17 protein-coding genes are annotated in these 17,965 nt (G+C 43.6%); 14 read left to right on the top strand and 3 right to left on the bottom strand.

Translation table 11 applies throughout. The features are described from left to right. The first annotated feature begins 133 nt into the window (after positions 1 to 133). On the top strand, positions 134 to 889 hold the full coding sequence (gene cobA / locus L1D60_RS05340; protein WP_239840072.1) for a uroporphyrinogen-III C-methyltransferase: 756 nt from the start codon (positions 134 to 136) through the stop codon (positions 887 to 889). A gap of 43 nt (positions 890 to 932) precedes the next feature. Here cobA and L1D60_RS05335 read toward each other — a convergent pair whose 3' ends face one another. Next, positions 933 to 1,379, bottom strand: coding sequence for a DUF4174 domain-containing protein (locus tag L1D60_RS05335; protein WP_239840071.1), 447 nt, complete (start codon positions 1,377 to 1,379; stop codon positions 933 to 935). Positions 1,380 to 1,597: 218 nt separating this feature from the next. Between L1D60_RS05335 and L1D60_RS05330 the strand changes: the two genes are divergently transcribed. From L1D60_RS05330 to L1D60_RS05320, 3 genes are all read left to right on the top strand, one after another. After that, complete coding sequence (locus L1D60_RS05330) at positions 1,598 to 2,071, top strand: NYN domain-containing protein (protein ID WP_239840070.1); 474 nt, start codon at positions 1,598 to 1,600, stop codon at positions 2,069 to 2,071. A gap of 80 nt (positions 2,072 to 2,151) precedes the next feature. Further along, the gene (locus tag L1D60_RS05325) at positions 2,152 to 2,817 is read left to right on the top strand and encodes a response regulator transcription factor (RefSeq protein ID WP_239840069.1); all 666 of its coding nucleotides are present in this window, start codon (positions 2,152 to 2,154) and stop codon (positions 2,815 to 2,817) included. Continuing rightward, positions 2,814 to 4,217, top strand: coding sequence for a sensor histidine kinase (locus L1D60_RS05320; protein ID WP_239840068.1), 1,404 nt, complete (start codon positions 2,814 to 2,816; stop codon positions 4,215 to 4,217). The genes L1D60_RS05325 and L1D60_RS05320 overlap by 4 nt, the downstream gene beginning before the upstream one ends. A gap of 57 nt (positions 4,218 to 4,274) precedes the next feature. On the opposite strand, the gene L1D60_RS05315 is transcribed toward L1D60_RS05320, so the two are convergent. Then, on the bottom strand, positions 4,275 to 6,332 hold the full coding sequence (locus tag L1D60_RS05315) for an EAL domain-containing protein (RefSeq protein ID WP_239840067.1): 2,058 nt from the start codon (positions 6,330 to 6,332) through the stop codon (positions 4,275 to 4,277). A 199-nt stretch (positions 6,333 to 6,531) separates the two neighbouring features. After that, positions 6,532 to 7,833, bottom strand: coding sequence for a dicarboxylate/amino acid:cation symporter (locus L1D60_RS05310; protein WP_239840066.1), 1,302 nt, complete (start codon positions 7,831 to 7,833; stop codon positions 6,532 to 6,534). Positions 7,834 to 8,378: 545 nt separating this feature from the next. Here L1D60_RS05310 and L1D60_RS05305 point away from each other — a divergent pair. From L1D60_RS05305 to L1D60_RS05260, 10 genes are all read left to right on the top strand, one after another. Beyond that, positions 8,379 to 10,490 carry a TonB-dependent siderophore receptor gene (locus L1D60_RS05305; RefSeq protein WP_239840065.1) on the top strand — a complete coding sequence of 704 codons (2,112 nt, stop codon included), beginning with the start codon at positions 8,379 to 8,381 and terminating at the stop codon, positions 10,488 to 10,490. Between the two features lie 174 nt (positions 10,491 to 10,664). Next, a complete protein-coding gene (locus tag L1D60_RS05300) occupies positions 10,665 to 11,432 on the top strand; it encodes a DUF3450 domain-containing protein (protein ID WP_239840064.1) in 768 nt (255 codons plus the stop codon). Then, the gene (locus L1D60_RS05295) at positions 11,432 to 12,805 is read left to right on the top strand and encodes a MotA/TolQ/ExbB proton channel family protein (RefSeq protein ID WP_239840063.1); all 1,374 of its coding nucleotides are present in this window, start codon (positions 11,432 to 11,434) and stop codon (positions 12,803 to 12,805) included. Before L1D60_RS05300 ends, L1D60_RS05295 begins: the two co-directional genes overlap by 1 nt. Then, positions 12,805 to 13,353, top strand: a complete 549-nt coding sequence (locus tag L1D60_RS05290) for a MotA/TolQ/ExbB proton channel family protein (protein WP_239840062.1) — start codon at positions 12,805 to 12,807, stop codon at positions 13,351 to 13,353. Before L1D60_RS05295 ends, L1D60_RS05290 begins: the two co-directional genes overlap by 1 nt. Next, positions 13,350 to 13,754, top strand: a complete 405-nt coding sequence (locus L1D60_RS05285; RefSeq protein WP_032552484.1) for a biopolymer transporter ExbD — start codon at positions 13,350 to 13,352, stop codon at positions 13,752 to 13,754. Before L1D60_RS05290 ends, L1D60_RS05285 begins: the two co-directional genes overlap by 4 nt. A gap of 17 nt (positions 13,755 to 13,771) precedes the next feature. Further along, entirely contained in the window at positions 13,772 to 14,392 is a 621-nt protein-coding gene (locus L1D60_RS05280; RefSeq protein WP_239840061.1) for an energy transducer TonB, read from the top strand. Further along, positions 14,389 to 15,567 (top strand): hypothetical protein, encoded by a 1,179-nt coding sequence (locus L1D60_RS05275; RefSeq protein WP_239840060.1) that lies wholly within the window; start codon positions 14,389 to 14,391, stop codon positions 15,565 to 15,567. Before L1D60_RS05280 ends, L1D60_RS05275 begins: the two co-directional genes overlap by 4 nt. A gap of 219 nt (positions 15,568 to 15,786) precedes the next feature. Beyond that, complete coding sequence (locus L1D60_RS05270; protein WP_239840059.1) at positions 15,787 to 16,416, top strand: PepSY-associated TM helix domain-containing protein; 630 nt, start codon at positions 15,787 to 15,789, stop codon at positions 16,414 to 16,416. Positions 16,417 to 16,468: 52 nt separating this feature from the next. Then, complete coding sequence (locus L1D60_RS05265) at positions 16,469 to 16,987, top strand: DUF2271 domain-containing protein (RefSeq protein ID WP_239840058.1); 519 nt, start codon at positions 16,469 to 16,471, stop codon at positions 16,985 to 16,987. A 67-nt stretch (positions 16,988 to 17,054) separates the two neighbouring features. Then, positions 17,055 to 17,891, top strand: a complete 837-nt coding sequence (locus tag L1D60_RS05260) for a DUF4198 domain-containing protein (RefSeq protein ID WP_239840057.1) — start codon at positions 17,055 to 17,057, stop codon at positions 17,889 to 17,891. Positions 17,892 to 17,965: the final 74 nt, after the last annotated feature.

Raw genomic sequence — 17,965 nt, 5'->3', positions numbered from 1 at the left:
TAAAGAATTGCAACGAGAATAACCAAAAACGTTAATTCAATTAGTTATGAAATATGCAAAATCTGTGATCGACTAGATGTTTTCTTGTTGATACAGTGAATTACAGCAAAATAATTAAAAATAGGCATAAGCAATGAGTGAGCAGCAAGCAGTAGAACAAGGTTTCGTTTCTTTAGTGGGTGCCGGTCCGGGTGACCCTGATTTATTAACCGTTAAAGCCGCACGAGTCATTGAGCAAGCAGACGTAGTGGTTTATGACCGTCTTGTATCGAAAGCAATTCTTGCAATGGCAAACCCAGAAGCTGAGATGCTTTATGTGGGTAAAAAACTGGATCATCACTGTGTACCACAAGATCAAATCAACCAGTTGCTTGTGACAAAAGCTCAAGAAAACAAGCGTGTTGTCCGTTTAAAAGGTGGTGATTCGTTTATTTTCGGTCGTGGTGGTGAAGAGTGTGAAACCCTTGCTGAAAATAATGTGTCTTTTGAGGTTGTTCCTGGGATTACCGCTGCTGCGGGTGCGACTGCATACGCAGGTATTCCATTGACGCACCGTGACCATGCACAGAGTGTCCAGTTTATTACAGGCCATCTCAAGAAAGATGGTGAAGACATCGACTGGAAATCGTTAGCACAACACAACCACACGATTGTTTTCTACATGGGCCTTAAAGAGAGCCCGAATATTCAGAAAAACCTGACTGACAATGGTATGCGTCAAGATATGCCGGTTGCTATCATCGAGAATGGTACACGTCAGGAACAAAAAGTATTTCGAGGTGGTTTGAGCGATCTGGCTGAGCTCGCTTCACAAGCGAAAAGCCCAGCACTGATTGTTGTGGGTAGCGTTGCCCAGCTTCATGAAAAACTTGCTTGGTTCAATAAGTAATCTCGCTGGTTTCAATAAATAATAAAGCGCCTATTTTGCTTGCCTAAATACTGCAGCGGCTCGACTGTCGCTGCATTTCTTGTTGACGCATTGGCATTTGATCGATGAAGTTGGCCAAGAATGCCCAATCCGTGGTCCCGCTCCATCTGTGTTTCTCTTTACCGTCTTTGCCAATCAAAATCCCGGTGTGTTCGCCTTGGGGGATTTCATAGATCTTTTTAACCGCTTCTAAGTTGAACTCCTCTTTCAACCAACTGGGCATGGTATAGCCGTTTTCCGCGATAACCATGACGACAATGTCTCGTTCGTCAATTTGGCAGTTGTTGATCAACACACTGTTCATGAATTCTTTCACCTTGGTGTCTTGGTCTGGCGCAAATAAGATAACACTGCGGTGTGGCAAACTGTGGGAGTGTTCATAGGCCGGGTAGGCGAGAGCAGTGTGAGAGCAGGCCACAATACCTGCAAGGGCGAGTAATCTTCCGAACATCCTATGACTCCTTTCAAACAATGCGTACTGCGTTACCTATGGCAGTTATCGCAGCAAACTCTGTGCAATAATCAAACAAAGATTAAAGTTCGATACGTAAAGCATAGTTGATAGGTTCAAAATCAACGATAAGCGACTCGCATTTATTAAGCAGATCGAATAGGGTAAAGGGTCATTTTTAGGGTACAAATCAAGGCACAGCGCCACAGGCACCAAACATGGAAAATATTGCAATTCTGGTTGATGTTCAAAACGTGTATTACACAACAAGAGATAAGTATCGGAGCAATTTCGATTACAACCAATTTTGGTATTTGGCAACCACAGGACGAAACGTTGTATCTGCTAACGCTTACGCAATTTCAAGCCAAGATCCAAAGCAACGTCAATTTCATCACATTCTTCGCGGTGTCGGTTTTGATGTAAAGCTGAAACCTTTTATTCAAAGACGCGATGGCAGCGCAAAAGGCGATTGGGATGTAGGCATTGCTCTAGATGCGATCGAATTGGCGGAGTCGGTCGATACGATCATCTTAGTATCGGGTGATGGGGACTTCGAAATCTTAGTTGAGCGTATGAAAGACCGATTTAACACAAAGGTTGAGGTGTACGGCGTTCCGGGGCTTACCGCTCAAAACCTCATCGATTCGGCGACAAAATTTGTTCCAATCGAGAAAGATCTCCTAATGTAGTCAATTAGTGTGATTTTATAATTGAAATCAATTTTATGATAATTAAAATGCAAACCATTATTATTTAATTGGTGGTAGTGATGTCTCGTATTTTAGTTGTCGATGATGATATTCAGTTGTGCGAATTGCTCTCTGAAGTGTTAGAAGCAGAGGGTTATCACGTTGATAAAGTTCATTGTGGCGAGAGTGCGTTGGAGTTTATTCAACAAAATCCGGTCGATTTAGTTTTGTTAGACGTTATGCTGCCTAATCTCAATGGATTGCAGGTCGCGAGACGCATCTGTCAGCGTTTTGCAACTCCGATTCTAATGCTAACGGCTCTCAATGATGACGCGTCCATGTTGGATGGTTATCAAGCTGGCGCAGATCAATACATCGCTAAGCCTTTTAACGTGCCAGAGCTTCTAACGCGTATTAAAGTGATTCTTCGTCGTGTGGGCTTTGAGCGTCAGCGTCAGTCTGTGGCGAGCACGAATGAGGGCTTGTGTGAGCAGTTAGCTCGTATTCCTCTGACCGGGACAGAAAAAGACCTGCTTGATTACCTGATTAAGCATAACGGCATTGTTGTCTCCAAATCTGATCTTCAAGTTCACGTTCTTAAGCGTGAATTGTGCCCATTCGATCGAAACTTAGACATGCATATCAGCAATATTCGTCGCAAGTTAGTCCAAGCTGGTATCTCAAAGCAGCATATCAAGACCGTGCGAGGTAAAGGCTACAGCTATTTAGAGTCTGTAACTGCATGAGTTCAGGATATTTTCGCTGTCCTTCGTTTATTGAAAAGCGTAAGGACGGCCTGACGTTTCAGCTATTTACTTACTTAACGATCATTATTGTTAGTATCTTTATCTTTCAGGGGATTGCTGAAAAAGCTTTGATGCGAGCTCTATTGAAAGTTCCTGAATCAGTGAAAGCAGAGATGTTGGATCTCGCCTATCAAGCGAATGTATTGATCGGAGAAGGGGATATGGACGAGCTTGCTGATTGGGGGAACGCTCAAGAATACTATCTGTTTATTCTTGATGGCGATAATCACCCTATCACTCATCGTCATATGCACCCTCACTTTGAATTCAAACTGAAGTTCTTAAGAACATTGGATCACCAGCTTGATGCTCGCGTTAATCAACCGATCTTTGGTATTCCACTCGAAAGCGGCAACACAATGGTTGTTCAGCTTCCTCACTACGTTCATCCGGCAAACTCGTTTTCGTACTATTCGTCGTTGATGAAAGTGGTGATCGCTTTCGTCATTCTGTTGTTGTTCTCGCTAATCATGTCGCGACGTTTACAACAACCGTTAGACCGTTTACGAGAGGCAAGCCATCGTCTAGCACAGGGGGATTTCTCCGTTGATGTTGTCTCTGAACTGAAGTCGAATACGCGCGAGTTTAATGAACTAGCGAACGATTTTGATCATATGACGCAAGAGATAAAGTCATTAGGTGAGAAGCAACGTCGTCTTATCCGTGATGTGTCCCATGAGCTTAGAACGCCATTAGCAAGGCAAAACTTGGTCCTTCATTTATTGCGTAATAGCGTTGAAGAAAAATCAGTGCGATTGATTGATAGACTAGAGAATGAAACCAAAGAGATGAATGATCTTGTGGGCGAAATTCTTGAATACAGTCGCTTAGAGAACGCTCGTTATGACGCGGATGTTACGTCAATGAACGTTGAGCATTATTGCTCTTTATTGGTGTCTGAGATGCAGCACGATCTTAACGGCGATCAAGCACTAGAAGCTCATCTTTCAAATCAAACTCCAAGTGTCAATCTTGATGAAAGGCTTGTCCTTCGTGTCATGCGAAACATCATAGGTAACGCGATTAAATATGCGGGACCAAAAGCAAATATTGTATTGAGCACTTATTTTTACGAAAAAACGTCAGCCGAGCGTTACACTGTCATTTCTATAGAAGATGACGGTCCGGGTATCCCAGATGAGCAAATATCGAGTGTGTTTAGCCCGTTTACGCGTCTTGAATCGGCACGTGATAAGAAGTCGGGCGGCTACGGTTTGGGGTTAGCGATCGTTAAAGAGTCGATGGCAGTGATGAATGGCATTGTCACGGCAGAAAACAAGTCAGAGGGTGGGTTGAGGATTAATCTAATGTTCCCAATTCAACCTGATAACAAATCGTAAATCGGATAGACAAGACAAAAACGGCTCCTGCATTGTGGAGCCGTTTTTGATGATACATTATGCGGCTGTCGCGTTGGCTTGTTTGACGTAATGTTGCAGCGCAGTGAGCGACAATGATTTCGAGTAATACCAACCCTGTATTGAAATAGAGTGGTGATTAGGAATTAAATCGAGTTGCTGCTGAGTTTCAACACCTTCAACCACACAGCTTAAATCCAATTCCTGAGCGACTTTTAACATCGCATAGAAGACGCGTCTCCCTTTCTCGTTATCAAGCGATAGAACAAAACTGCGGTCGATTTTAATGCAGTCCACATCAAATTGATTCAGATAACTTAAAGATGAATACCCAACACCAAAATCGTCTAAAGAAATCTTACATCCAAGTTTCTTAAGGCGTTGGAGTGATTCTAATACCCGAGCGGTGTCGGTGACTAAACTCTCTTCCGTGATCTCGATACTGACCGATTTGGCTACGGGCTCAATGGTACGGCAGATGCGGTTCATGACCTCTTTGTTGAGCAGAGTCTCGGGAGTAATGTTGATGCTGGTGGGCACTGTAGACTGATTGACTTGGGCAACCTTGAGGTCTGAGACAACTTTTTTCACCGTCCATAAATCAATGTCAGGCATCATGTTCGCTTGCTCAAAATAGGGAAGGAATGCTCCTGGATAGAGTATCTCACCGGATATCGGGTCTTTAGCGCGAATCAACGCCTCACACGACACTACCTTGCCTGATGAAGCTTGAACCTGCGGCTGATACTCCATACAGAAATCAATTTGAGCGTAGCGGCGTAAGCCTTGTTCTAACTCTGCCGTTGCCTTTTGATTGTTTACCTTTTCAGAGACCTTATCCGCACTTAACACATCGGCTTCTTCGCGACGTCGAGAATAACTCGAATCGAAAAACGGAAAAGCAATGCGGTCAGCCATGTTGAGCTTGTTCATTCGAATGACGAACGGTGTGTAGATAGCAAGATCAACCAAGATCAATAAACATTGCAGTAATACCGCATTCACATCACCTTGTGTCGCCAACCATCCGTTAAAGAACACAGGGCTACTGAATGGCACCACGACGGAGGGTATGGCTACTAGACCTGCTGTGAGAACAGAATGAGATATCAATAAGTTAACAACAGGCACAATAAGAAAAGGCCACAACAATCTCGGATTGAAGATGATAGGGAGACCGAAGAGTAAGACTTCATTGATGTTGAGAAGTACCAGAGGAAATGCGGCTATCGCGATCAGTTTAGAGGCTCTATCTTTAGCAAAAAAGAGCAGTGAGATCACTAACCCCAATGTGCCACCACAACCGCCAATAAACACGAAGATTGCCATCATCGAGTGATTAACTACTGGGGAATTTTGAGTCAGTGAGGCTTGCTCTGGCACTGCCGCCATCAACACGTCTATCCAAGGCATTAATGCGTAATAACCATGAATGCCTATGAACCATAAAAAAGAGTTAAAGAGCGAGTACAAAACACCAAAGGTGAGTGAAGAGTATTCGAACAGATGATCTAGGCCGCCAAAATCCAAGAAGTAGCTCATTACTGACACGAGCAGCCAACTGACACACAGCATTAATAGAGCGGTAAGAATGGATGGAACAATAAGGTTGAGAGAATCCTTTACCGTTTTACCAACTTGCTCGCTTCTGACAATTTTCAGCCATTTTTTTCGATAGAAGAAAGCAATCAACGGGATGCTATACAGTGGTGTCACAACAGAGATGATCAGCTCAAACGTAACTTTAACTTCTGAAAACGATTGATGAAAGAGTGCAAGATAGACGATAGAGATAAGTGCGATAGGGGGCCTAGGAAGACGCCACTGCATCGCTAAGATGTAAGAGAGCGCTGCCGTTAATAGGATAGGGAAGATGCTATTCAGTTGATGAGAAGCGTTATAGAGCGTTTCAACCCAATATCTATCTTTTCCGACAGTAAACTCACCAATTGAGGCGCAAAACAATATGATAGAAGAGATCATCAAACAAGGAAGGATCCAGAGCAACCCTTCGCGTATGGCTAGCATTTGGTTCGCTATCACCATTTTTACGGTTTGTGAGAATCGTTGTCTTTTGTTCACAAGCTCTTGATTCATATGAACGCTTTTTGGAAAGATAATTTAAGGGATATTGTACCAATAACTCGAGTGGTATCTAGGATCTAATGCACATATAAAGCAAGGGATTTCATATTTGAGACAAATATTTACCATTAACGGTAAATAGGAGTTTATAAATGGATAAAAAAACGCCGCTTCAATAGAAGCGGCGTCGATAGCTTTTTAACAAAGTAGCCTACGCTTGACGAGCTAGGTTAACTTGCTCTTCTTTTTCACCTGCTGCTGGGTCGTTGAAGCGTGATTCATCGAACGCGCCTTCTGACTTAGCAACGATGATAGAAACAGCGCTATCACCAGTAATGTTCACCGCTGTACGGATCATATCAAGTAGACGGTCAACACCCATGATAAGAGCAATACCTTCTAGAGGTAGACCCACTTGGTTAAGAACCATAGCTAGCATAACTAGACCCACACCAGGAACACCGGCTGTGCCTACAGAAGCTAGTGTCGCAGTCATGATCACCATTAGGTAATCAGTCATCGATAGGTCGATGTTGTATGCTTGAGCGATGAACGCTGTGGCAACACCCTGCATGATAGCTGTGCCGTCCATGTTTACTGTCGCACCTAGTGGAACAGTAAATGAAGCAACCTTGTTATCTACACCCATGCGGTTCTTCGCTGTTTCCATTGTTACAGGAATTGTCGCGTTTGAAGAAGCTGTAGAGAATGCAAACATGATTGCGTCTTCCATTTTACGTAGGAACGTAATTGGGTTCAGGCCCGTAAAGCCTTTTAGCATCAAGCTGTATGTCACTAGGCCGTGAAGCACTAGAGTACCTACTAATACAAGGAAGTATTCAGCTAGGTTCCAAATGGCACCAAGTCCTAAACCTGAGAATAGCTTCGCCATCAAGAAGAACACACCGTAAGGCGCTAGGTTCATCAGTAGCGCAACAAGCTTCATGATCACTTCGTTCAGATCTTGGAAGACAGCAGCAATACGCTCGCCCGGCTTACCCGCAGCACTGATTGCAATACCAAACAATACCGCAAATACGATTACTTGAAGTGTTTTACCTTCAGCCATCGCTTGGATAGGGTTGGTTGGGAACATGTCGATGATAACTTGGCCTAACGAAGGCGCATCAGCAGACTTGAATGAGCTAGCCGCTGTTAGATCAGCACCAGCGCCTGGTTGGAAGAAATTACCAATTGTTAGAGCAAGGGTAATAGCAACCGCTGTAGTACCGATGTATAGAGCCAGTGTTTTACCGCCCATACGACCCAGAGTAGAGAGATCCTTTAGTGAACTTGTACCGCAAACAAGCGAGACAAAAACCAAAGGCACAACAAGCATTTTTAAGCTGGCAACAAAAATCTTACCGCCGACTTCAAATAGTCCGTTAACAATGTATGTATTAACAAAGCCACTTTCTGCAAATAGGGATTGAATGGCAAATCCCACTAAGATACCTGCGACCATACCGAGAATAACACGGCCAGTCAGAGACATAGGTTTCTTGGTATTCATTTAGAACACTCCTTTTAATTATAACTTTGAGACCTTTCAAAGTGAGCGGCAGATTAGCAGTCGAAAGAATAAATAAAAAAACAAAATTGTTGGATGGAATTATAGATGTGATCAAAGTCACCTGATTTTTATCGACAAAAACAAAATAAAAACAAACTTAGATCATTAAAATTAACATTTGTTACTGATTTTTAATGCGTTTCCATCTGTTCAGTGAACTGGATCGAGTTACATATGTAAGGGCGAAACATACGCGATTTGTTGCTATTTTACCGATGATTGCGACGTGAACGTTCAATATCGGAAATTTAATGGTTTATCATCGATGGTTCACCATTTCCGGTGAGCTTTCCTGTTTAACTATTGATATACGTGCGGCTCTTTACATAACTTTACAAATGCAAAGAATGTAAATTTAATGCAAATGGTAATGGTTATCACTTATATTCCTCTCCGAAATATTCAGTGGTACCGGAAACGGTAGATCAAGCAATGCACCGAAAGGGTAGCTGCTTGAATAATAAAAAAGAGTCGGAGAAAAGGACATGTTTTCAAAAAGCCCATTGGCTTTGGTAATTGGCGCGGTATTGGCGTCACCAGCTGTATTAGCAGACACAGCAAAAACAGACGAGCATATGGTTGTAGAGGGTCGTGACTACGGTTACAAGGCTGACACTAACACTACAGCTATGCGCATGGAGGCCACACAGCTAGAGACTCCGGGACAAGTTTCCATCATTGATGAGCAGATCATCGATGAACAGCGTGCAAGCACACTAGGTGAAGTGCTTAAGAACGATGCGTCTATTTCTGCGGGTTCTAAGTCAACAAACCGCGAACGTTTTAGCTTACGTGGTTTCTCTCTTGAAAGTAGCTCTGGCTACCTACGTGACGGTGTACAGCACTGGTCTCACTACCGTCAACCGGTAGAACTATTAGAGCGCGTAGAAGTACTGAAAGGACCAGCAGGTCTTCTTTACGGTAAATCAGCACCAGGTGGTCTGGTAAACATGGTTTCTAAGAAGCCTACGTACGAGACACAAGTAAATGTGAGCCAAGATATCGGCTCTGACAACTATACTCGTACGGTTGCTGACGTAAGTGGTTCTCTAAACGATGACCAAACACTTCGTGCTCGCGTTATCGTTTCGCAAGAAAACCAAGATTCATACCGCACCCGCTTTGATGGTACTGATGTAGAAACAGAACGTTTCGTTGGTGGCCTATTCGTTGATTACGACATTAACGAAGATGTAATGCTATCTCTACACTACGACCGTACTCAAGAGCTAGGTGATCTAGACAATGGTTCAAAGATCGATACAACTACGGGCAAAGTAATTAACCCTGATATTGTGAACGATCAGCGCTTTGCGCAAACTGATAACGATGTAGCGAACTACGGTGCAGCAATCACCGCGAACCTTAACGATACTTGGTCAGTTAAGACGGGTATCTCTCGTCAGTTCTATGAACGTCAACGTACAGAATCTAACAATACTGTTTACCAAACCGGCACTGAGTACGGCTATAAAGTTTCAGATCGTCACGATGAGTGGACGTTTGACACGGCGTACGTTGATTTCACGGGTGATTTTGACGCATTTGGTGTGAACCACCGTCTATTAGTCGGTGCTAACGGCCTGCACTACGACTACAAGCGTTTGTACGCATCTGGCTACGCATGTAAAAATGCAACAGAAGCTGAAGCGATCAAAGAGTGTGGTAATGGCTTCGACATGCCATCAGACATCAGCTACAAGAACGACACTTCAGTGTCACATTCTGAAAGTCAACACTACGGTCTTTATGTTCAAGACTTAGTGACTCTAAATGAACAGTGGCAGGTTCTTGCGGGTGTTCGTTTCGCTTACGATAAGACCATCAGCAGCTCAGATAAAGAAGAGAGCTACAACAACATTCTGCCTAAAGCGGGTCTTATCTACTCTCCTGTAGAGAACGGTTCAATTTACGCTGTGTACTCTGAGAGCTTTGAACCAGTAAGTGAGATTTCAGATTCAAGTGATGTTAACTTTGGTAAAGAACAAGACGCTAAGAAGGGTACACTTTACGAAGTAGGTACTAAGTGGGAATTGTTCGATGAGCGCCTGTTTGTTTCTGGTGCGTTATTCCAGATCACTCAGTCAAATATGCAAGTGACAGAAGATCTAGCAACGCCAGTAAATGGCGCAGATCAAATCACGACTCAAGTGGGTGAACAAGTTCATACTGGTGCTGAGCTTGCAGCGACGGGTTACCTAACAGAAGCATTCTCTCTAAGTGCTTCGACAATGTTCCTAGATGCTGAGTACAAAAATGATCCAGCACTAGAAGGTAAAACGCCAGCTGACGTGCCTGAGTTTACGGCAAGCATCTGGTCTACATATGCATTTAACAACGGTACAGACGTAAATCTAGGTGTTTACCACGTAGGTGAGCGTTACACTGAAAGCGCGAACACGTTTAAGAAAGATGCGTATACTCGTGTAGATATGGGTGTAGCACATACGTTTAAGTATGATGAAAACCTAGACTTCGTTGCACGTTTCAATGTAGAAAATCTATTTGATACTGACTACCTAGAGGGTGGTAGCACAAGCGGTGTAGTGGTTGGCGAAGGCCGTAACTACATGGCGACGCTACAAGTTAAGTACTAATTTGTTAGCAAACAATAGACGTTAAGTTAATGAATAGGGGGAAGTTTTGGCTTTCCCCTTCGTTCGTTCTTTTTTTGCAAAATATCCCTAGCCAAGCGAGTGAGTTTTAATGATAATGAGAGTGTTTATCAATAAAACTCATTTGAACTTCTTCTAAAGTAATTGACTACAACTATGAATCTTCTAAAAACCAGTCTTGCCCTAGCAATCAGCATGATGGCAACGTCTTCAATGGCAAGTAGCTTGGATCAAGCGCAAGCTATCCAAAATAAGACCAATAACGCTTCGGCAGCGAGCCAAAAGGTTATCGATAAAAGTTCTGAAACAAGTTTAGCGCTCAAAGCGGAAATTGAGCGCTTACAGGAAGAAGTGAAAAACTTAGAAATTTATCACGATCACCTAGCAGCGTTAGTTGAAAGCCAAAATAAAGAGGCTGAGAGCATCAATGCGCAAATTGACGAGATCAAATACACTCGTCAGGGTGTGGTGCCACTGATGTATCAAATGATTGATGGCCTGCACGTATTGGTTGAGAAAGATGTACCGATTAAGAAAGAGCAGAGACTTGAACGTGTCGAAAAGCTGAAAGCGATGATGACGCGTGCAGATGTTAGTGATGCAGAAAAATACCGCCGTATTCTTGAAGCGTACCAGATTGAAATGGATTACGGCATCAAGCTAGGTGTTTATCAAGGACGTATCGAGTTGAGCGACAACAAAGTGATTGAAGCAGACGTTCTTCATTTAGGGCGTGCTTCTCTTGTTGCGCGAAACCTCAATGGCACTCAGTACTGGTCTTGGAACCAAGTGGCAAATAAATGGCAAACTCAAGATGCTTCAATGAAATCTGAGCTAGATAAAGCTTTTGATATTGCAAGCCAGCAAGCGGCACCAAGCCTAATCACTCTTCCTGTATCTCTGACAGTTGCGGAGGCTAAATAATGAAACTCAAACCTTTAGCAACTTTACTTTGTATTTCTACATTGGCACTTTCTGGCTATGTGAGTGCGAACACTACTGAACTTGTTGGTAAAGCCGCAGCTGAAAACAAAGCGCAGGCATCACATAACATTACTCGTGAATCTGGTTTTAAACAGACTGAGAAAGAGCTAAAAGCACTGCGTGCTCAACTTGAAGCGAAGCGTAAGCAAATTCAAGCGCAGACAGATGTTTTGACTAAGACATTTAGCGACAACGAAAATACGTTAGCACGTTTAGAAGAAAAACTGCGCCTAGAGACAGGTAGTCTTGGTGAACTATTTGGTGTGGTTCGTCAAAATGCCAAAGAGCTTGAAGTTGAACTTCACAATACAGTGAACAGTGTTGATCGTGCAGAATACACACCAACAGTTGATGAAATCATCGACGCGAAATCTCTTCCTTCTATGCCACAACTCACTGCATTGTGGTTAAGCATGTCTGAGCAAATTCAGGCAAGCAGCGAACTGACGAAGAACAAAATCTCATTCATCGATGGTGAAGGTTCAACTAATCAGGTTGACGCTTATCGTATTGGTTCACTTGGTCTTGTAACCGAGCAAGGGTACGTTAGCTGGAACACACAACGTGGTGATGCCATTGCCTACTTTAAGCAACCGGATAATGGCCCTACGTTTTCGTCACTGAGCACACTAGCGTCGGGTACACCGTCTAACATTGTTGTCGATCCATCTCGTGGTTTCATGTTAGAGCAACTAGCCCTAACACCTAGCCTTCAAGATCGCCTAGAAGCGGGTGGCGTAGTAGGTAAAGTGATTCTTGGCCTACTCGCGATTGGTCTTATTATTGCACTTGTTCGTGGTATTGCACTTGCAGTTGCACGCCAAAAAATTCGTTCTCAGCTTAAAAAACCAGAACAACCAGGTAATAACCCTCTAGGTCGTGTACTCGCTGTGTACAACAAAGAGCAGGCTCAATCTGTTGAAGCATTAGAGCTGCGTCTGCTTGAAGCGGTTGTTGATGAACAAACGCATCTAGAAAAAGGTTTATCGATGCTTAAGCTGCTTGCAGCACTGGCCCCTATGCTTGGTCTATTAGGCACGGTGACGGGCATGATCGAGACTTTCCAAGTGATTACTCAGTTTGGTAACGGCGATCCTAAGGTGATGGCTGGTGGTATCTCTATGGCATTGGTAACGACCGTTCTTGGCCTTGTCGCTGCAATGCCGCTGTTGCTGGCTCATAATTTATTGAGCACTCAAGCAGAGAACATCCGCAATATTCTTGAAAAACAAGGGATTGGTTTGGTAGCAGAGCAAGCTGAAAAAGCGACTCACTCAAAGGCAGATGTTAAGCCAATGGGGACGGCGGCGTAATGGATATCTTGTTGTCTAGTTCACTATTCTCTAGTGACTGGCTGCTATCCTTGTCTGATTTCATGGAGCAGGGCGGTTTCGTCCTGTGGTGGCTGGCTGCTGTAGTGCTTGTTTATTGGGTACTGGTAGTTGAGCGCGTTCTTTACTTGGCGTTTTATTTTCCAAAACAGCGTAAAGCCTGGATTGAACAATGGAATGAGCGGCATGATCAATCTTCTTGGCACGCGAAAGCGATTCGAGAAGGTTGGTTGGGTCAAGCAAGCCTATTACTTAATCAGAATTTAAACTTCATTAAACTCTTAGTTGCGATTTGCCCAATGCTAGGCCTTCTTGGCACAGTAACGGGTATGATCTCGGTGTTTGATGTAATGGCGACACAAGGCAGTAGCGATCCTAAGCTTATGGCTTCTGGTATCTCCTTAGCCACACTGCCGACAATGGCAGGCATGGTTGCTGCGTTGGCGGGTATGTTTGTTCATGCGCGTTTGGCAAAAGTCTGCAGTCGCTTAGAAATAAAATTAGAAAAATCATTAAGGAGTCAACGATGAGACTCGGAAGACGTCATTCCAAAAACGAAGAGGCTCAAATTGACCTGACTTCGATGCTTGATATTGTATTTATCATGCTTATCTTCTTTATCGTGACGAGCTCATTTGTACGTGAGTCGGGGGTAGAAGTTAATCGCCCTCAAGCATCCAACGTAGTTAGTCAAAAAGATGCGGGTATCTTTGTTGCGATAACATCAGCGAATGATATCTACATTGATAAGCGTCTGATCGATGTTGAGCGTGTGCAAGCGACTCTCGAACACCTGCTGCTTGAGCAACCTGAAGCATCACTTGTTATCCAAGCCGATGAACACGCTTATAACGGCACTGTTGTTAAGGTGATGGATGCAGCGAAAGGTGCTGGCGTTAAAAATATAGCGCTTGCCGCTGAACAGCGATAGCGTAGGAGAGTTCGCCGATGATTCGCTTATTTCTCGCTCTACCGATCGCTAGTGGTTTAGGTCTAACTCTTTTCTCATTTATGGCTTGGATGGTGGACAATGGCCACCAACGTGCGCCAGATAAAAGTGAAAGTCTAACCTTTAACATGGTGATGATGGAGCAGGAACAAGAAGTTCAAAGAAGACAGCGCGCGGTTCCTGAGCAGCCCGAGATGCCTGAGCCTCCACCTGAAGCTCAAGCATCGCAATCGCAAGCTGATGTAACGCCTTTGAATACTATGTCTTCGCTACCTGCCTTGGACTTAAACACATCAATCGATGGGATCGCGATCAATGCGCCTAAGTTTTCCGATATAGCTTCTAACCAACAAGTCATGCCTTTGTATCGTGTGGAACCGCGATATCCAGTTAAGGCACGCAAGCGTGGTGCTGAAGGTTTTGTTTCATTGAGTTTTACTATCGATGAAACTGGGCGACCAACGAACATTCAAGTGATTGGAGCTGAGCCTAGGCGGATGTTTGAACGGTCAGCGATGCGTGCGCTAAAAAAGTGGAAGTACCAGCCGAAGATAGTTAACGGTAAAGCTGTGGCTCAAGTCGGGCAAACGGTTAAAATTGAGTTTAAAATGGATAAATGATGAAAAAAGTATGGATGTTAGCAGGGCTGATATTGATGCCTTTTATCTTAGAAGCCAAAGAGCTTAGTCAATACACCGCGATACGAGTGCAAAAGGCTAGTCAGTTAGTACAGGACGAGAAGATTAAAGAGGCTATTGATACTCTGGTTAGAATCGAAACTGCGAGAGAATACGACAAAGCTTATGTATCTTATCGGCTAGGTGTTTATTATTGGCAGGATGGAAATACATTGTCAGCAATCAAACAGTTAACATATGCTGTTGATTCAGGGCTCCTCTTAGATGATCAACCTTGGATTGCGCAGCAAATGTTGGCTAATTTGTTGTTGAATGAGCAAGAGTACAGTAAAGCGCTACCTCATTACTACGAGTTAGTGAAAACAGCGCCTGAGACTGAAAAGAAAGACCAACTTTGGTTGCGTATTGCGCAAGCGGAATATCAACTTCAGAACTGGAATAAAGTGCTCCCCGCAATTACTGAATACGAGCAGCTTAATAAAAAACCAGAGCTTACGCCTTTATCACTTAAATTTGGCGCTCAATATCAGCTGAAACAGTGGAAGCAGTCTATCCCAACACTAGAAAGCTTAATTATTCTTCAACCAGACAAAGCTAACCGATGGCGTCAATTGGCAAGTATCCAACTTACTCTTGAGCGCAGTCGTGACGCGCTCAACACATTAGCGCTTGCCGAGCTGCAAGGTGTAGAAATCACGGACGCTGATCGACGTTTAATGGCACAACTCTATGCTAAACGTGGTATCCCAGAACGTGCAGCAAAAGAGATCAGTAAATTAAGCAATGCTACTACCGATCCGCAATTGTTGGCTGAGCAAGCGACGTATTGGCAGTTAGCTCGTGAATGGGATCAAGCTATCGAGATCTGGACTCTAGCGGCGAAACAGAAGCCCAAATACCACTGGAACGTAGCTCAACTTATGGTTCAACAAGGCTATTACAGCAAAGCACTAGTGGAATTAGATAAGGTTAAAGAGAAGGACAAACAAGCAGATGTGGCACTGGCTAAAGTTCGTTCTTGGTACAAGCTTAAAGACCTCGAAAAAGCTCTGATTCATGCTAAAAGAGCTGAGAATTTGGAGTCCTCGACAACGGCTAAAGGCTGGATTAAGTACTTGTCTCAGCTTCGTAGAGTGAGCAGTAACGATGCTGCCTAACGATATCACTATCTAGCGGTAACACTTCATAGTGTAACTTTTTTATTTTCGATTAAGCGCCATCAACTTCGGTTGGTGGCGTTTTTTTGTCACTTTCCGTCTCAAATTTACTCAACTCACGCATTAAAACACTTACAAACGTAAACAATGTAAATTGAATGCCAATAAGAATGATTATCAACTAAATTGTCGCCCATAAATATTATAGGTAAGTTTGGTATGTGGTTAAAAAGTAGGGCGGTTCAAATGTGGGCTCGCCGCCTTCATGTGTATATCTCAATGGCATTGTTATTGGTTGTTTTGTTTTTTTCTGTCACAGGTATCACGCTCAATAGGCCTGAGCTTTTTGAAGCCTCCAAGCCAAACATTCAAACTCACAATCTGACCTTACCAAGCCATCTGTTTTCTATTCAAAACGATCGACTTGAACCCAATACTTCTGCCTTCCAGACATTTTTAGTTGAACAAGCTGGCGTGTCTGGAACTCCTTCTGGATTAGACGTCTATGCAGAAATTGAAGATGGTGAGTTGGTCGTGGGTGAAGTCTCTATGGACTTCAAAGGCCCTGGCTACAACGCTTCAGTGTTTGCTGACTTAGTGATGGCGACCGTTGAAGTCGAAACCACAGATTACGGCATCATCGCCTTACTCAATGATCTTCACAAAGGGCGTAACAGCGGTGAGGTATGGAAGTGGTTTATCGATATCACAGCACTTCTAATGATCTTCTTTGTTATCACCGGTGTGTGTTTATTACTTCCCAAAAAGAAGACGCTCAATACATCGATTAAGTGGATGCTGTTTGGATCTATCTTGTCTTGGTTTATCTATTTTGTTGCTGTTCCGTAGTGTTATTTCGTAGTGCCACGAACAAGTTAAACGGACTTTTTAAGGTTAAATAATGAAAAAAATCACCTTGAGCAAAGCTCTTATTGCGCTTTCTCTTATTCCAACTTTCAGCATGGCCGAGTCGCTACCTGACGCCGCCAAACTAGATGTTCAGTTCGAGTTGCCAAAAATCGATACCACTATGTACGCAAGACCTTACGTTGCGGTCTGGGTAGAGGATAGTTCTCGTAAATCGGTCAAGACCATCGAACTATGGGTTGGTAAAGATGAATGGCTAAAAGACCTTCGTAGCTGGTGGCGAAAAGTAGGCCGTTACGATCGTGAGTTAGTTGATGCGGTGACGTCAGCAACGCGCCCTGCTGGTCAGTATCGTTTTGTTTGGGACGGTACAAGCGACAATGGTGAAAGGTTAGAGCAAGGCGAGTACACGATTCACATCGAAGTGGTTCGTGAGCATGGTGGACGTAACTACCTCCGTCAAAAAGTGACATTGGGTAACGAAAACGCGAGCTACCAATTAACGCCTACCGAAGAAACGGGCGTAATTACTCTCGATTACCTGGTTAATTAAGTACACCGTTAATTAGATTTAACACTCGGATATACAAACGATTTATACAGAAAGAATGGACTTATTCATGATGAAACAAACAAAGATCAAAGCGTTAGCACTCGCTGGCGTAATGGCATTCGGTCTTGCTGCTACCACAACTGCTCAAGCACACCCACGCTGGATCCTTCCTTCTCATTTTACGGTTTCTAAAGAGGGCGGTGATTGGCTAACTTTTGATGTGACTGCATCTCACGGCACATTTGTATTCGATAAGCCTGCTGGTAGTGAAAGTGCACAAGTAACCATGCCAGATGGACGTAAAGAGCGTCCTAATTTTGTTATTCGTGGTAAGCGTCGTTCAATCTTCGACTTTTACTTTGAGGAAGAAGGCACACATAAAGTAGCGGTTAATAACGTACCGTCTTATTACACGCAATATAAAGCAGGTCGTCGCGATACGGTTAAATGGATGCGCGCAAACAAAGCCGAGCGTGATTCATTGCTTCCTGAAAAGGCGCGTGACGTAGTAACGCAAATCAGCTACACCCGTGCTGAAAGCTACATTACTGTTGGTAAGCCAACTGACAAAGCGTTCGAGATTGAAGGCAAGCTGCTAGAGATGAAACCAATTACTCACCCTGCAGATATCATCGAAGGCGAACCAGTAACTTTCCAATTCTTTTACAACGGAGAGATTCAGCAAGGCGTAACTGCGGAAATTACACGTGAAGGTACACTTTATCGCAACCACCAAGAGCAGATTGATGTGGTGAGCGACGAAAATGGCGAAATCACATTTACACCAGATGTAGCGGGTCGTTACGTAATGAAAGCGAACTACAAAGGTGAGCTGAAAGACAATCCATTAGCGGACAAAGCAAGCTCAAATGTCCACCTAACATTCGAAGCGCTGCTTCAATAATCGTTATATAGAACACAGATTTTAATTTAGGGCTCACTTGAGCCCTTTGTCGCTCAGTTAAGACACTGGGTTTT

The organism is Vibrio sp. Isolate30, assembly GCF_022397975.1.
Taxonomy (GTDB): domain Bacteria; phylum Pseudomonadota; class Gammaproteobacteria; order Enterobacterales; family Vibrionaceae; genus Vibrio; species Vibrio fortis.
Note: the sequence above shows the minus strand (reverse complement) of the source record. Positions and strands in the feature narration are given on the sequence as shown.

Bases quoted from the DNA above. Each gene is read 5' to 3' on its own strand.
- cobA (WP_239840072.1), top strand. From the start codon at position 134: ATGAGTGAGCAGCAAGCAGTAGAACAAGGTTTCGTTTCTTTAGTGGGT.
- L1D60_RS05335 (WP_239840071.1), bottom strand. From the start codon at position 1,379: ATGTTCGGAAGATTACTCGCCCTTGCAGGTATTGTGGCCTGCTCTCAC.
- L1D60_RS05330 (WP_239840070.1), top strand. From the start codon at position 1,598: ATGGAAAATATTGCAATTCTGGTTGATGTTCAAAACGTGTATTACACA.
- L1D60_RS05325 (WP_239840069.1), top strand. From the start codon at position 2,152: ATGTCTCGTATTTTAGTTGTCGATGATGATATTCAGTTGTGCGAATTG.
- L1D60_RS05320 (WP_239840068.1), top strand. From the start codon at position 2,814: ATGAGTTCAGGATATTTTCGCTGTCCTTCGTTTATTGAAAAGCGTAAG.
- L1D60_RS05315 (WP_239840067.1), bottom strand. From the start codon at position 6,332: ATGAATCAAGAGCTTGTGAACAAAAGACAACGATTCTCACAAACCGTA.
- L1D60_RS05310 (WP_239840066.1), bottom strand. From the start codon at position 7,833: ATGAATACCAAGAAACCTATGTCTCTGACTGGCCGTGTTATTCTCGGT.
- L1D60_RS05305 (WP_239840065.1), top strand. From the start codon at position 8,379: ATGTTTTCAAAAAGCCCATTGGCTTTGGTAATTGGCGCGGTATTGGCG.
- L1D60_RS05300 (WP_239840064.1), top strand. From the start codon at position 10,665: ATGAATCTTCTAAAAACCAGTCTTGCCCTAGCAATCAGCATGATGGCA.
- L1D60_RS05295 (WP_239840063.1), top strand. From the start codon at position 11,432: ATGAAACTCAAACCTTTAGCAACTTTACTTTGTATTTCTACATTGGCA.
- L1D60_RS05290 (WP_239840062.1), top strand. From the start codon at position 12,805: ATGGATATCTTGTTGTCTAGTTCACTATTCTCTAGTGACTGGCTGCTA.
- L1D60_RS05285 (WP_032552484.1), top strand. From the start codon at position 13,350: ATGAGACTCGGAAGACGTCATTCCAAAAACGAAGAGGCTCAAATTGAC.
- L1D60_RS05280 (WP_239840061.1), top strand. From the start codon at position 13,772: ATGATTCGCTTATTTCTCGCTCTACCGATCGCTAGTGGTTTAGGTCTA.
- L1D60_RS05275 (WP_239840060.1), top strand. From the start codon at position 14,389: ATGATGAAAAAAGTATGGATGTTAGCAGGGCTGATATTGATGCCTTTT.
- L1D60_RS05270 (WP_239840059.1), top strand. From the start codon at position 15,787: ATGTGGTTAAAAAGTAGGGCGGTTCAAATGTGGGCTCGCCGCCTTCAT.
- L1D60_RS05265 (WP_239840058.1), top strand. From the start codon at position 16,469: ATGAAAAAAATCACCTTGAGCAAAGCTCTTATTGCGCTTTCTCTTATT.
- L1D60_RS05260 (WP_239840057.1), top strand. From the start codon at position 17,055: ATGATGAAACAAACAAAGATCAAAGCGTTAGCACTCGCTGGCGTAATG.